The following is a 13,405-nucleotide window of genomic DNA, read 5'->3' on the forward strand; positions in this document are numbered from 1 at the left end:
GTCAGCCATTGCTGGACGAGCCGGTTGGCCGCTTGAGGTGGAGATGCTTGGGCAGGTCGGCGCTGGCGAGCGCCTGACCGACGCTGTCGTTGCTGATGTCGACTACCTGGCTCAGGCCGTCGAGGAGACCGAGCGCTTGCAGAACGCCGGCATAAATGCCGACGCTGACGTTGGTTTCTCCGGACTCGACCCTTTGCAGCGTCGAGCGAGACGTGAAGGCGCGCTCGGCGACGACGGCCATAGGCAGCCGTCGGCGTCGACGGGCATCATGGATGTCCGCCCCAAGCTTGCGCAGCGCGCGCCGCACCGCAGCAGGAGGATTGTGTGGAGTGGGCATTCTGTCACCTTGGTGCTACAGATTCACCCATTATGTAGCACGAAGATTACAAATCTAGCCTTGAGGCCCCCATCTCAATAAAGAACCAAGGTTCTATCTTACCGCCGTCGTGACGGCATCGATCGGGACCTCGACGTCGGCGATCGCGGCGACCGTGGTTTTCACGTCAGCGGAGCTCGCTGGGCCGACCGTCGACGTGAGTGAAAGGGCCGTCTGTCTCCGTCAGTATCCGATCGATGGGCAAGTCGCAGACGAGAGAGCGGCCACGATCCGAACGGTCATCTCGGCATTGACGGAGGAATAGCAGCCGAGCGCCACGTCGAGCCAGTTTTGCTTAAAAGCGTGGCGAGCGGCCAGAGCCCCGTATCACGATTCACTAAGGCTCAGGTGTTCAGGCTCCGCGCTTCCGACCAGGCTCTGAAGCTGCACCTCCCAGACAATAGGGTTTCCCTTTGCCGTATGGAGGCGGTCAGAAACCCAACGCTTTGGCCAGCATCGGTTCAAGAACCAGATCCGGCCGACCTCCCTTTTCGCGAAGCTCCATTGCCCTGATGATCTTCGTGCCTTCGTGGCTGTGCTTCCAGTCCCGAGACGCTTCGGCCGCGACGATGAGGTAGTCGGTCTGGCCGCAGACGGTGTCCTTCCAATCACCGCCGCGTTCGCAAATCATCGCCGCGATTGCCTTTCGCGGGCCGATGGCGAACTTTCCCGTGAGGACGAACATCCGGCTCGGAATCACGAACTGGCTTGCATCCTCCAAGGCGCCGTCAATGACACCCACATTGCCGAAGGTAGGCAGCCCCGTGTCTGTCGCGCTGTCGCCGACAAGACGGGCAATCCACCCGCATATGTCTTCTGCCTCGTCGGCGGTTATGCGACCGTCAGCAAAAGACCTTCTGGCAGTTTCTCCGAGAGATGCCACGCGACTGTCTCTGCGCAGGACCACACTCGAGTCCAACCTGGACAGCAGTTTTTCGACCTCTGCTGGCGTAATGGAGTTGTCGCAGGCGATACCGGCACAGAATCCGTAGAACTCGTTGACTTCGTCCTTGTCGTCAGCGGTGACAAACTCCCGTGAGCGTATGCCGATTATTGTTTCAAGGACGGCGTAGATTCTTCAGGCGCGTTACCCCAAATATCCAGATCGCGAATGAGCTCGGCAGCATCATCGTCGTGAAGAAGGGACAGGAACTGCTCAGCTTCGACCCTGAGTGGAGGCATCTCCGCCCACTCGACCCGCTCGCTGGCCATCACGCCCTTCAAGAACCCGAGCCAGTACCCCAACGCCTTGCGGTGATTTGCCTGCGCATGGACTCTACCGAGCGCGGCCCCTTCGTGTTCGAGTTTACCGCTCCTTCCGCGGAACACTTCGACCATTGTCGCCCCCCTCGACTCTACTTTTCGATTGTAGCAGACATCACAACACTCATCTATCCGCCGACCAGAAAACGCGTGCCGAAACCGGAAGGCTTCCCCTTAGCTCCTTGCTTTCGAAATGGCAGGGCTATCTTGCCACCTCCAGGAACGGCGTCTCGCCCGAACGGCCGGCCAAAGAAGACGCTCTGGACTCACCAAGAATCAGGCCGCCTGAACCCGGTCCGCCTCCGACGCGCTTTGTCCCTCGCGCAGCCGTGCTCGTCCTCAAGGGAACGCTCCGCTCAAGCCCTTGCGGAGAGCGCGCGCCTGCGCTTGACAGGACGCGCGACGGCGGCTCCGGGGATCAGGCTTGGTTCCAGACCGCTTCGCGCGGGAACCTAAAGCTCGCAGACCGCTTTCGCCCACTACGCCGACACTGTTCTGCCCCTGGCGCTGCCGTGCCTTGTCACTTTGTTTGCATCTGCCGAATTCTCGCGTATCCTGCGGCTGCGCATGTGAGCACAAGGTGGCGCCTGGCGCTTCGACGAGCCACTCCAGCAAGAACCAGCGTCGGCATGGCGACCGAAAATGCTGAGGCAAGAGACCGCCACTCCAGAAGGAAACGTTCGTCATGGATTCCCATGCCGTTATTGCGTCCCTGCCAGTCGCCGGGGCCGACCGTACCGTGCTTATCGAGGCCGCCAACGCCGCGTTCGAAAGGGTCATTGAGCGGATTGAGCCGGCCAACGAGAAGCTGACTCGCACCCTTTGGGACGCCGAGTCCTATGTTGATAATGAAATCACGGCAGACATGTTGCCTATTTCCCGGGACGAGGCTGCGTACCTCGTCGATGTGTTCGTGGTGCATCATGTCATCGGACTAGCTGCCGCAGCAGACGAGGACGCCGCTGAATCCCGACCGTGAACCTCCCATGAGGCAGCTAGATCTGCCTGCTGTAATCTCGCGGGCCGCGCGATCAACGCAGTGACCCTTGCCGCCACCTCTTCAAGGGTGGCGGTGAGCCGGTATATCTGGGAGGCGGTGGCGGCCAGTTCCGGGCCGTAGCGGTGACGAGATATTCCGGTTCTGGCTAAGGGACTGGAGATGCTTGGCCGTCTTCGCGCGAAGGCGCAGGGCCGCCTCCAGGGCGTGCTCCGTGCGTCTCGACAGGTCGTGCTGCAGTTTGCGGATCTGATTGGAATATGCCCACGATGGTGCAAAGCGCGGTCGGGTTGGAGTTCATTGGCATGCCGAGTAGCCGCGCGATGGAGTGGCCCTTCCGACGGCCTCTCCCCAAGACTTAGACTACTAGGGAGACGGCGCCGCCACTTCGTCCTCCATGTCGAGCGATTTTTCGACTGCCTCCGGATTCCGGGCGATGGTCCAAAGCAGAGTATTCGCCGCTGCATCCGGTTCCGAGCGACCTTGCTCCCAGTTTCGAAGCGTTGCCAGATCGAGGCCATACCTCACGGAGAACGCCTCCTGGGACAGCTTGGTGCTATCCCGAACTTCGCGAACGCTTATCGGCCGCGGCGCATGAACCTTCGCGATCACTCCTGCGGACGAGAGTTCGTCCTTCAGTGCCCGCAGGTCGTCGACGCAAGGAACGGTCACGAACGCCTTGCCCTGATCGACCATCTCCGTGAGAACCGCATGGGCCGTCCTCAGCGGCAGCTGTCTCCTGACGAGAACCCTGGCAGCCTCAGGAGTATTCGCGCCGTGTAGAAAGCTGAGGCTCAGCCGGACGGGAGAGCCTGACGACACCTGGACGACGTCCCGGGTTCGCACCCGTTGTCCGAACCGCTCCATGAACTTCGATGTAGTCGACATTGAGCTTCTCCGCGATCACTCGACCGAGCTTGCGCAATTTGGACCAACCCCATTGGACCTGGGCATCGCCCCCAATATGGAGGTCACGGACAACAAGATGGTTGCTGCCCATCTCCACGTCCCCCAATAGCTGAAGCACGCCATCGGGCGTGACGACATCAAAGAGGAGGCATGGGTCCTCCGAAATTTCAGCGTCCACAATGAGTTCGATATCATCGGGCTGCACACGCGTTCCCTACGCAAATTGCTTATAGAAAGTATGTCAGGTGCTGGCGAGGGTCAAGGCCGCACCGGTCTTCGAATTGGCGCGGTGCTAGCACTCCCGAATCGCGCCAACTTGGCGCTGCCGGGCCGCTCGGACGAGGTGAAAACTCACAGCTGCGAGCTTGGCCCGCGAGCGCGTGCGATCCCTCCTTTTGGAGGGCTTCAGCAACGCAACCTCCGGGGCTGACAACAACCGCCTTCTATTTGGGGTCTTTGAAAAAACACCTTGCCTGCTATGTTGTTTAAAATCGTTTTTTGTTAAACGGAATCTGCGGAAACCCCGATGACGAAGACGGCTGTACGTACGCGTCGCGGCCAAGGATCCAAGGGCAAGCGGACGAGAACCCTTTCCAAACTGGCTGAGAAATTGCAGATGCGTCGCTTGGCCAGGATTAACGCCGTTCTGCAGAGGGCGGAAGAATCCGGCCTGCGCGCTGAGAAGGACGGCAGGATTGCGGGACGGGTGAGTGCTGATCTCATTAAGATGGCCAAAGCTCGAACTGGATTGACATCTGATGCCGAGCTCGTCGAATTTGCGTTGGCCAATGTGGCTCTGAAAGACGACTTCGGCGAGACCTTCAGGAAAACACGGGGAACTGTGGATCCTACGCTGAAGCTCGAATTCTGAATTGGCCGATTTCGACTTTGGTGCGGCCGTAAGATGGTCGCGATTTGATTCCCAAAAACCCTCGAGCCGCGGCCCCGACATGGAGCTGCCGGTCATCGGCAACCTCGTCGGGCCTGAAGTTGCGGGCGAAGGCGGTAATGACTCGACCAACTTCCGCAGCCGCCTTACCCGGGATGCCTCATTCATCCATGCAGGAAGGCTCGAAGACCTGCGGCAGCCTGATCCCGTTCCAAAAGCTCAATGCCAGACGGCCGGTTTGGACAGGCAGGCCGCGTCATAATTTGGGTGGAATATAGCGTCCAGATTTGGGCCATAGCCCATCTTGAACTGTTTCTTTGCAATCAATATGATAAGAGCCAATTCGGTCAGAAACTCGAAACTTCTCTATGACAGGAGCTAATGCCATGGAAGGGGTCACGCGAGCGGTTCAAATGCGTACGAAAAGAGCCAAGGAAGGTGCTTTGCTCACTTCGAAGGAATTCGTTGGCTCTGGAAACCGTGCGGCAGCCGATCAAGCTCTGAGCAGACTTGCGAAAAAGGGCGAACTGGCGCGCGTCTACAGGGGAATGTACACGCCCTCTAGAAAAACGCCCTATGGATATGTGCTGCCGGAAGCGGAAGCCGTCGTGAAGTCGTACGCCTCGTTGGCAGGTGAGAAGGTCGTCAATTCCGGTGCTACGGCGGCGAACCAGCTGGGCCTGACGACACAAGTTCCGGTTCAAAAAGTCTTTCTCACGACCGGAAAGTCGAAGAACCTGAAACTTGGCCGCCGCACAATACGCCTCAAGCACGGACCCGCTTGGATCACGAGCCTGCCAAAGAACAGGTCGGGCGAGGCCATCCGGGCAATCGCGCACCTTGGCCGAGCTAACGGTGTCCACTACGCGAAATTGCTCAAGAACAGACTGACCCCCGAGGAATGGACTCGCGTAGTCGCTCTCAAGGCGAAAGTGCCCGCTTGGGTCCATGCGGCGATCTCGAAAGCATAAAATGAGCGGTGAACCTTCTTCGATTTGAAACGTAGCCTGCAAAGAGACGCTCTTCTGGCCGCTTCGGAAACATTGGGACGCGAGCCGCATATCCTTGAAAAGGACATCATGGTCGTCGCGACGCTTGACGCTATCTACACATCCGCAGTCAAGGACCTCCTGGATTTCAAAGGGGGAACATCGCTTTCCAAAGTCTATCGGCTGATCGACAGTCTCTGAAGACTTGGATCTGACCTATGACATGACAAAGTCCTTGATGGTGGGAACGTTGACGAGGACGGCATTCCTCCGAGCTGATCGCAGGCGAGCAAGCTAACTGAGATGGTCAGGAAGCGCTTGCCGGGGTGGATCAAAGACGAATTCGCTCCGACCGATTGATAGTCGGCGAAGACCTTGTGCGCGATGGTCTTGCGGAGGTTCAGCCCGTCGAACGGAGCGTCGGCCCGGGTGCCGCGGATCAGGAACGTGTGGCTCTTTTCTTGCGGCTAGCCCGCTATGTCACGGGCGCGAAAATCGCGGCTGAAGTCTTGTCCCCGGTGACCTTGGCCACGGCGTCAATCCGAAAACGCGGCCGATACCGTCCGGTCCGATCCAGTTTGGCGAACGGCCGGGCGAATTGGCAATGGGCGCAGCCGATGCGGGCCGGCCCAGAAAACCGATCTTGACCGCGATCCCCGCGCCAGCCGCCGCTGCCATCGACTGGCGCCGCGAAACCCTGCCCCTTATGCCGTCTCCCCCAACGGCCCATAACCCGACCCCACACCCTGCCGGCTCGCCTTATCCGTATAGTCCCGACTCGGGGCCGGTCCGTTTTTCCGTCATTCCGTCATTCCGGCATGCCGACAAACGGAACGGCCTTGCCAGATCAGGAAAATCGCCGGGTCCTTTGCATCACTCGCAAGATTGAAGCGCATGACTCCTGCTTCGGATCCGAATGTCCTGATGCACACGTTTTTCTGTTGTGAGCCCTTCGAAGGAGATGGTCGAATTCTATGTGGCCGGGCGACGCCGGCTGGCTTGCGGTTGTATGTCGCCCGGCGCCCCGGAGAAACAACATTGCGAGTTTTTCCCTTCCTCAATCCGACGTCTGATCGGGCGGCTGTTTCACAGCCAAGCTAGCCCCCACGTGCAGAGCTCCCGACAAACTCAGCAGCGCTGCGCGGTTTCTTAGGCGTCCAGTCACGTTTGCAATGCGCGTGTTGGAATCGGTGAATCTACGACACATTACCGTCACGTTTTGGCCACGAAGTCGCCGCAATATCCCACGACATAGCCGGCGTTGCCTGAGACGGTTCGGTCCGGCACCGGCTCACCCAAGCCCCCCCGCCCAAGGGCCTGTGCCGGATCGAACCACTCTCTTCCTTGAGGGACACAGGTCCGAACCCCGAATGCGCTCAGCAGAAGTAAGCTGATCCGATTCATTGACGCGTGGTCTCCCAAATTGCACAGCGCGGCAAAGACCTGCCAGGCAACAATGGTTTGAGGCGCGCCTCGGCATCAGGCGAGAGGCAACTCCGGCCGGCTCTACGATGCCTTCGATGTGAGAGGCTCCTTCAAAGTAGCAACCTGATGCTGGTCGCTAAGCAGACTTTCCTACCCGTCGCCGCTGTCGATGCTCCATCATAGTTGGTGTCCTCAACCGTGCCTGATGATCCAACGATCTCGTCGATGTTGCAGTGATCGTGGTAGATATCGGTCACTGTGCCTTGGTTCTGGCTCTGGCTGCAGGTGGCTCCCTGTTCCCATAGGTTGCGGTCGAACTAAGTTCGAAGCGCGTCACAGGCTTTCACACGTGAAAAACGCTGACCGCCATGTTGCTCTCCGCATCCGGTTCGCCCAGGACGTGAAATGCCGCTTTGTAGGATCGACCTCTAGCGATATCAGGCCTGCGTCCATCTTCAGACCAAGTCGACAGCGCGACCGACGCAATGATGCCTGTTATGTTCATTCCTGGGATTCCCCTCTCGGTCTATCGAGGTTCCGTGCAACGTTTGAGGATCATCTGCTGCACCAAGCGTGCCAAAAGAGAAAAGCTTTCAACCGCACGGTTGCGGGCCGCCCGTATCAGTCGGACCTCTGACATTGTTACAAAGTCGACACTGTCGTTCTGGCTGGGCCATAGGCTTGAGATCTTCGGTCGCGACCACGCGAGCCAGAGCCAACTCGGCGACGAGGCGCGGGGGCATCGGCAAAAGAGGCAACACGTACCGTGCACACCTCCTTGGAAAATACTTCTTTGCGGTCGGATGCCATTCGAGATCTGGCGTGACTGTTAGCTTGGATCGTTTACCTTGGCATCGCGCAGAAATATGGGTGGTGAGGGCGTGCTAAGGCGACCGCGACGGTAAGCTGAAGCGTTTTGAGCCTTGATAAGGCGTCCATTCAGGCTGTGCTTAAAAACAGGCATTGTGTCGGCCAGGATGGCTGCATTCCCGCGGTCTACCAATGGCGTCTGACAAGCAGAGCGCGTCGGCGCCACTTGCACCCTCATCCACCGAACGGTTGGACCCCATCGTAGGACCATCCACAGTTAGCCCGGACAGGAACGCGAGAAACTGACCGTCTTTGGGGATTGAAGGTTTCTGTGAGTCCTGCACCGTCCAGGGGCGCGGAAGGCGAGGGGATGTTGCAGCCAACGCAAGTTAGTCGGTGGCACGCCTGCATCAATGCGGTTGGGGCGCAAAGCCGCGCGGCAATTGCACTGGTCACGGTGGCGCTGAAGTATGCCGTCCGTCTCGAGTGGCTGCGCCAGGCGGCTCCCGTTGAGAAAATCCCGGCACAAAGGCATTGAAGATGTCGCGATCGCCCAGCCGACGGTTGGCTCGCCAGGGGCTGGTGCTGACGACCGCGGCGCATCGACGACAGGCGGCCGCGTCGCGAACGGAGCGGCATTGCGCGATGCCGTGCTGCCCGCCCGCGCGCGTTTTCGCCGTCGGACCTTTGCTCTTCGCCTGGCGCCGGTTGGGCCGGGGGATTGCCACTTGTGGCCTGCAGCAGGAATGCCTTGGCGATGGCATGGTACACCGATGCTATTGGCGCGGCGCTGCGCAAATTGCCGGTCAGGTCTCGACTGATTTCCTTGCCGAGGGAGCACGACAGCTCGGCCGCGGCTGATCAGCCGGAGTGGGCGATGGTCCTCATCGAAACCCTTGAGCATGCAAGCCTGCGCCCAAAGGAGAACCTACCGCGGGGATATCATGCCGGGCTCTTGCAAGGACCGGAAGGGGAGGCGAAGAGTCGGCGACGGCGCGCCATTCATGTCCTCTGGCAGACCCCACTCATCGCATTTGATGCCAGCCTTATCATATTTCCTTGGCTCGGGCGGGCTCTTGGCAGACCCACAGAGCTGGGAACCCTCTGCCAGACTACAACTGTAACATCATATCGGTTCAGCAGGTCAAGCTTAGGTGGTAACCTCATTGGGTAGAATAACGACTTTGGAGGCCGAGCAATGGATCGCGACAGCAAACGTGCAGCTGGAAGTTCATCCCGCGAGGGGAGGAGGGCCGAGCAACGGCGTAACCACGATGGCCTTCCAGCCGGGCCACTGACCAATGTTGCAGAACGGCTAGTAACCGCTAACCCGCGCGAGACAGCACGCGATCTTGGGAGCTTCAAATCCGCCGAGAGGCAAATGCGACGCGCCGTTCAGGACATGGCCCCCGGGCAAGAGTCTGACCTCAGCAGATTTGATAGGCGCAACAACCAGCTCGGAGGATCAGCCAACGCTCTGGCCGACAGATTGACGGACGGATTGGGGTTCAACTCGGCCGATGTAGCATTGTTCCAAGTCCATGCGGCTAGTAACGTAGCCCATTTTCTGGGACCCCAGAAGCAGACTGCTCTTATCAATCGCATTGGCGACATGGATCCAATGGAGAAAGCTCTAGGGGTTATGTTTGTGGCGCAAAACTTCAGTAAATTTAATGATGAACATAAATCTCGTATTTTTGACCAGGCGATGGAATTGGCTGCTGATCCTAATCAGCACCAAATGGTCAAGGCGACCGCCCAAAATGCTGTTGTCGCCGTGTATCATCAGTTAGACCCAAATCAACAAGCGCAAGCTAACTCACTTCCCCACCTGCATGGCCTGTTGCAGAACATGCCTCCGCCGCAACATGCAGCGGAGGAACGGAATGCGAATTTGGACGGCCACATAGCAGATATTGCGGCTTCAGTCCGTGATACAGTAGGCCCGCAAACCTCCCATCAGCAGCTGCAGCGGGGTAGTCAAGTCGGGCAGTCCATAAGCCGCGCCTACAATCACGCCCGCGAGGATCTAATGGCTGCCTCCAGAAGCAGAGATCGCTCCGGCCGTTGAGGTCTTGGCCATGGTAAGTGCGCCTTCTCCCCGACGGCCTTGCCATTTCCAATGCGCTGGCCGTAGATGTACCTGCCTTAGCGTAACTTTCAAAAACCACGTCTGCCGGGTTGTGCGACGCAAGCATCGCACAACCCGCTGAGGCATCGATCTGTCGAGCGGCGACGTCGCTCCGGTGTCTGAAGCAAGCGCAGCAGCATTAGCAACGGCTAATCCGGCGATGGAACAATGCCTTCAACAAAAACGACGCCCCCCAACATAGCCGTTAGCATCGCGTGCTCACTCGCCTTGGGCTTCTGCGCGGCAAGTCTGTACGCAACGTTCCGCCATGGGGGTAGCGGCGAGGCTTTGATGACGTTTGACATCCGTGCCTTTTGGTTCGAGACGCCCTTCTATCTGGGTTTCGCAACCCCCATCTTTTATCGGGGCATAGGTATCGTGCTCGCAACGTCGGCGGTCGTCTTGCTGATTCAGCAGATCGTATTGCGGCGCAAACTCGAACATCACGGGACGGCGCGCTGGGCGCGAGTGGATGAAATGCGACACACGGGTTATCTGCGACGATACCGTGGCGTGGTAGGCCCCGTCTTTGGGAAGACGAGTGGCCCTTTCTGGCCTGGTTACTACCTGACCAATGGCGAGCAGCCTCACAGCCTTATCGTTGCACCGACCCGTGCTGGTAAGGGCGTCGGCATCGTCATCCCAACGCTACTTACATTCAAAGGCTCGGTGATAGCTCTCGACGTAAAGGGGGAGCTCTTTGAGCTTACCTCGAGAGCGCGCCAGGCCGCCGGCGCGGAGGTGTTCAAATTTGCGCCGCTGGATTCGGAGCGGCGCACGAATTGCTACAACCCGCTGTTGGACCTCATAGCGCTGTCTCCACAGCAGCAATTCACCGAGGCCCGCCGCTTGGCGGCAAACCTGATTACGGCGAAGGGGGAGGGCGCGCAAGGTTTCGTCAACGGCGCGCGAGATCTCTTTGTCGCGGGCATCCTCGCCTGCATCGAGCGGGGCACGCCAACAATCGGCGCCGTCTATGATCTCTTCGCCCAGCCGGGGGAGAAGTTTAAGCTCTTCGCGCGACTCGCCATGGAGACCCGGAACAAAGAGGCACAACGCATCTTCGACGACATGGCGGGGAACGATACAAAAATCCTGACCTCCTACACGTCCGTCCTTGGCGATGGCGGCCTCAATTTGTGGGCGGATCCCGCTGTTAAGGCGGCAACAAGTCGCTCGGATTTTTCGGTCTACGATCTTCGCCGTCGCAAAACGTGCATCTACCTTTGCGTTGGTCCGAACGATCTTGAGGTGGTCGCGCCGTTGATACGCCTGTTCTTTCAGCAAGTCGTTTCAATTTTACAGCGGTCGCTGCCTCGGCGGGATGAAAAATATGAAGTTCTGTTTCTGCTCGATGAATTCAAGCACTTGGGTAAGCTGGAGGCGATCGAGACCGCAATTACGACCATCGCGGGCTACAAGGGTCGCTTCATGCTCATCATCCAAAGCCTCTCGGCACTGACGGGGGCCTATGGCGAGGCTGGCAAGCAGAATTTTCTCAGCAATACCGGCCTGCAAGTGTTCATGGCCACGGCCGATGACGAGACTCCAACCTACATTTCCAAAGCCATCGGTGAATACACGTTCGAAGCCAAATCGATTTCCTACAGCCAAGCGCGAACGTTCGATTGGAACATTCAGAATTCGCATCAAGGTGCACCGCTGCTGCGTCCCGAACAGATTCGGCTGCTCGATGACGACTACGAGATTGTTCTCATCAAAGGCCTGCCACCATTGCAACTAAGAAAGGTGCGATATTTTTCGGACCGCATCCTTAAACGCATCTTCGAAAGCCAGACAGGCGCCCTCCCGGAGCCGGCACCCTTGATGCAAGCAGACGAGGGGCTCCCGGCAGAATCTCAACCCGATGAGCCGCTGCGTGGATTGGCGCAGGACTTTGACGATACAGTTTGATGTGAGGCTAGTGTGGACCCGCGAAATAGTAATCCATCCCGGGTAGCAGCTTTGTCGCAGGTGCAGGACGCCGGCTTGGAAGAGGGGCAATCGGACCAGGCACGGCAAGTGGGCGATGAGCAGCACCTTGCCGAGGCCCGGAGGCTGTTCCATCAAGCTGACGAGTCGCCAACCAATCCAGAAGAGGTTCTGCGACTGGAACAATTGAGCGAACGGCTTGAGCGACGGCAGGATGATCAAGCCGCCTCGTTTCTTCTCAGCGAGCCAGGGATGCACGCTGGACCGGCTGACCTCAACAGCATCATGGCCGACGCTTTGGCAGCGGCCGGCTCTAGGCACGCCGGAGTTGAGGCCGCCCCGCCAGCATTAACTGCCAGCCAACAGCAGATCGGGCCCTCGCCGGATGCGCTTGACCAGGGCACCCACTGGCCAGGCCGTTGGGTCATCGTCAACAATGAACATTCCACGGCGCTGGTATGGCGAGCGGAGAGCCAGAGGGGCCTGAATACGCCGCAAGCCGCCGCCATTCAGCAGCCGCCGAGCGAAATCGGCAATTCAGGCGGCCGCGTGCCGATGCAGCCCTCCATGCAGCAGTTCGGGGAATTGCCATTGGAAGGGGTACCCGTTCAAGTGACAAGGGCCGAACACATCCGAACGCTGCATGGTGAGGCCGCGCCCTCCGCAAGGTTTGAAGCGCCCCCCGCTGCGATCGAGCACTCCATAAACGTCTCGTTCGCCCTCCCCAACGGCTTCTCCTATGGGACTCAACGCGTCCCAGACGCGATGCTCTCTTTCGCGCCTGACCCCTTGCCGGATGCGGGCCAGGCCCGGCAAGCGAGCTTTGAGCAGCACGTGGCGGAGCCGCGCCGAGCCGAAGCTGTCGCGAGTGGCGCCGGTGCTACCGGCTATCCCCATCTGTCCGACGAACACCGGGACCTTATCGATAAAGCGGTCGCCCACGCTGCGGCTCAGCAACACTATAGCGAGAGCACGGTGCGAATATACTCGAATGCGCTTCGCCGATTGGCGAATGATCTCGGCGCTCGTGGCCAAGCGACTGATCTAAGAAATCACCAATCCCTGGTCGAACACGTCGGTGCTTTCTTTCCGAAAAACGGTGATATAAAGACGGCGTTGAACGTCCTGCGTGCGTATCATGAGCCGGGTTATTCAGCGACTGCGCGGCCGGCAGTGCCCTCAAAGGCAGACGCGCATATCTTGGAACAAGTGACCAGTGACACCAGCTTGGCGTTAGGCAGCCGTGGTGTCTATGGTCGTAGTCTTCGCAAATTTTCTGAGGCGCTTGAGAGTCGGGGCCAGACGATCTCTGGGCTGGATCACGATTCGCGGATCGAATTCGCCAAGAGGTTGTTTCCAGGCAACCGGAATCTCTTCTTCGCGTTGCAACGTGTCCGCGATGCGGAGCCCGTGTCTGACGGGCTTCCCGAGGCGCTTCGGCCGCTGTTCGATGATCGAGCTGACGAGCCGCCAACCAATCCAGACAAGCTCCTGCGAGTGGAACATGGGTTCCGCGAAGTGCTTCAGCAATGGCAGGATGATCAAGCCGCCTCGTCTTTTTTCAGCGCCCCAGGGATGCCCGCTGGACCGAATGACCTCAACAGCAGCGTGGCGGACGCTTTGGCAGCGGCCGGCTCTGGGCACGCCGGAGTTCAGGCCGCCGCCCCGCCGGCGTTAGCTGCCA

General features: G+C 59.1%; 11 protein-coding genes and 1 pseudogene. 8 read left to right on the top strand and 4 right to left on the bottom strand.

Annotated features, from left to right (window positions below; translation table 11 throughout):
- Position 1: 1 nt before the first annotated feature.
- The 3 genes from AC0L24_RS31850 to AC0L24_RS31860 form a co-directional block, all read right to left on the bottom strand.
- Positions 2-337 (bottom strand): helix-turn-helix domain-containing protein, encoded by a 336-nt coding sequence (locus AC0L24_RS31850; RefSeq protein ID WP_473564826.1) that lies wholly within the window; start codon positions 335-337, stop codon positions 2-4.
- Positions 338-806: 469 nt separating this feature from the next.
- Positions 807-1,259 carry a BRCT domain-containing protein gene (locus AC0L24_RS31855; RefSeq protein ID WP_473564827.1) on the bottom strand — a complete coding sequence of 151 codons (453 nt, stop codon included), beginning with the start codon at positions 1,257-1,259 and terminating at the stop codon, positions 807-809.
- Between the two features lie 167 nt (positions 1,260-1,426).
- Positions 1,427-1,714 (bottom strand): hypothetical protein, encoded by a 288-nt coding sequence (locus AC0L24_RS31860; protein WP_473564828.1) that lies wholly within the window; start codon positions 1,712-1,714, stop codon positions 1,427-1,429.
- A gap of 610 nt (positions 1,715-2,324) precedes the next feature.
- On the opposite strand from AC0L24_RS31860, the gene AC0L24_RS31865 reads away from it, so the two are divergent.
- Positions 2,325-2,618, top strand: coding sequence for a hypothetical protein (locus AC0L24_RS31865; protein ID WP_473564829.1), 294 nt, complete (start codon positions 2,325-2,327; stop codon positions 2,616-2,618).
- Between the two features lie 384 nt (positions 2,619-3,002).
- Here AC0L24_RS31865 and AC0L24_RS31870 read toward each other — a convergent pair whose 3' ends face one another.
- A complete protein-coding gene (locus AC0L24_RS31870) occupies positions 3,003-3,524 on the bottom strand; it encodes a helix-turn-helix domain-containing protein (protein WP_063171389.1) in 522 nt (173 codons plus the stop codon).
- Positions 3,525-4,071: 547 nt separating this feature from the next.
- On the opposite strand from AC0L24_RS31870, the gene AC0L24_RS31875 reads away from it, so the two are divergent.
- The 7 genes and pseudogenes from AC0L24_RS31875 to AC0L24_RS31905 form a co-directional block, all read left to right on the top strand.
- Complete coding sequence (locus AC0L24_RS31875) at positions 4,072-4,416, top strand: hypothetical protein (protein ID WP_473564830.1); 345 nt, start codon at positions 4,072-4,074, stop codon at positions 4,414-4,416.
- A gap of 1 nt (position 4,417) precedes the next feature.
- Positions 4,418-4,696 (top strand): hypothetical protein, encoded by a 279-nt coding sequence (locus AC0L24_RS31880; protein WP_473564831.1) that lies wholly within the window; start codon positions 4,418-4,420, stop codon positions 4,694-4,696.
- A gap of 124 nt (positions 4,697-4,820) precedes the next feature.
- A complete protein-coding gene (locus tag AC0L24_RS31885) occupies positions 4,821-5,405 on the top strand; it encodes a DUF6088 family protein (RefSeq protein WP_473564832.1) in 585 nt (194 codons plus the stop codon).
- Positions 5,406-5,429: 24 nt separating this feature from the next.
- Positions 5,430-5,624, top strand: coding sequence for a hypothetical protein (locus AC0L24_RS31890; RefSeq protein WP_473564834.1), 195 nt, complete (start codon positions 5,430-5,432; stop codon positions 5,622-5,624).
- 3,232 nt (positions 5,625-8,856) lie between these two features.
- Positions 8,857-9,729, top strand: a complete 873-nt coding sequence (locus AC0L24_RS31895; protein ID WP_473564836.1) for a hypothetical protein — start codon at positions 8,857-8,859, stop codon at positions 9,727-9,729.
- A gap of 228 nt (positions 9,730-9,957) precedes the next feature.
- On the top strand, positions 9,958-11,703 hold the full coding sequence (gene virD4 / locus AC0L24_RS31900; protein ID WP_473564837.1) for a type IV secretion system ATPase VirD4: 1,746 nt from the start codon (positions 9,958-9,960) through the stop codon (positions 11,701-11,703).
- Between the two features lie 60 nt (positions 11,704-11,763).
- A pseudogene (locus AC0L24_RS31905) lies at positions 11,764-13,405 on the top strand (hypothetical protein); the annotation flags it as partial.

Source organism: Mesorhizobium sp. WSM4809, assembly GCF_055811655.1.

What these genes read in the sequence shown, in the direction of transcription:
- AC0L24_RS31850 (WP_473564826.1), bottom strand. Translation starts at nt 337, where the DNA reads ATGCCCACTCCACACAATCCTCCTGCTGCGGTGCGGCGCGCGCTGCGC.
- AC0L24_RS31860 (WP_473564828.1), bottom strand. Translation starts at nt 1,714, where the DNA reads ATGGTCGAAGTGTTCCGCGGAAGGAGCGGTAAACTCGAACACGAAGGG.
- AC0L24_RS31865 (WP_473564829.1), top strand. Translation starts at nt 2,325, where the DNA reads ATGGATTCCCATGCCGTTATTGCGTCCCTGCCAGTCGCCGGGGCCGAC.
- AC0L24_RS31870 (WP_063171389.1), bottom strand. Translation starts at nt 3,524, where the DNA reads ATGTCGACTACATCGAAGTTCATGGAGCGGTTCGGACAACGGGTGCGA.
- AC0L24_RS31875 (WP_473564830.1), top strand. Translation starts at nt 4,072, where the DNA reads ATGACGAAGACGGCTGTACGTACGCGTCGCGGCCAAGGATCCAAGGGC.
- AC0L24_RS31885 (WP_473564832.1), top strand. Translation starts at nt 4,821, where the DNA reads ATGGAAGGGGTCACGCGAGCGGTTCAAATGCGTACGAAAAGAGCCAAG.
- AC0L24_RS31895 (WP_473564836.1), top strand. Translation starts at nt 8,857, where the DNA reads ATGGATCGCGACAGCAAACGTGCAGCTGGAAGTTCATCCCGCGAGGGG.
- virD4 (WP_473564837.1), top strand. Translation starts at nt 9,958, where the DNA reads ATGCCTTCAACAAAAACGACGCCCCCCAACATAGCCGTTAGCATCGCG.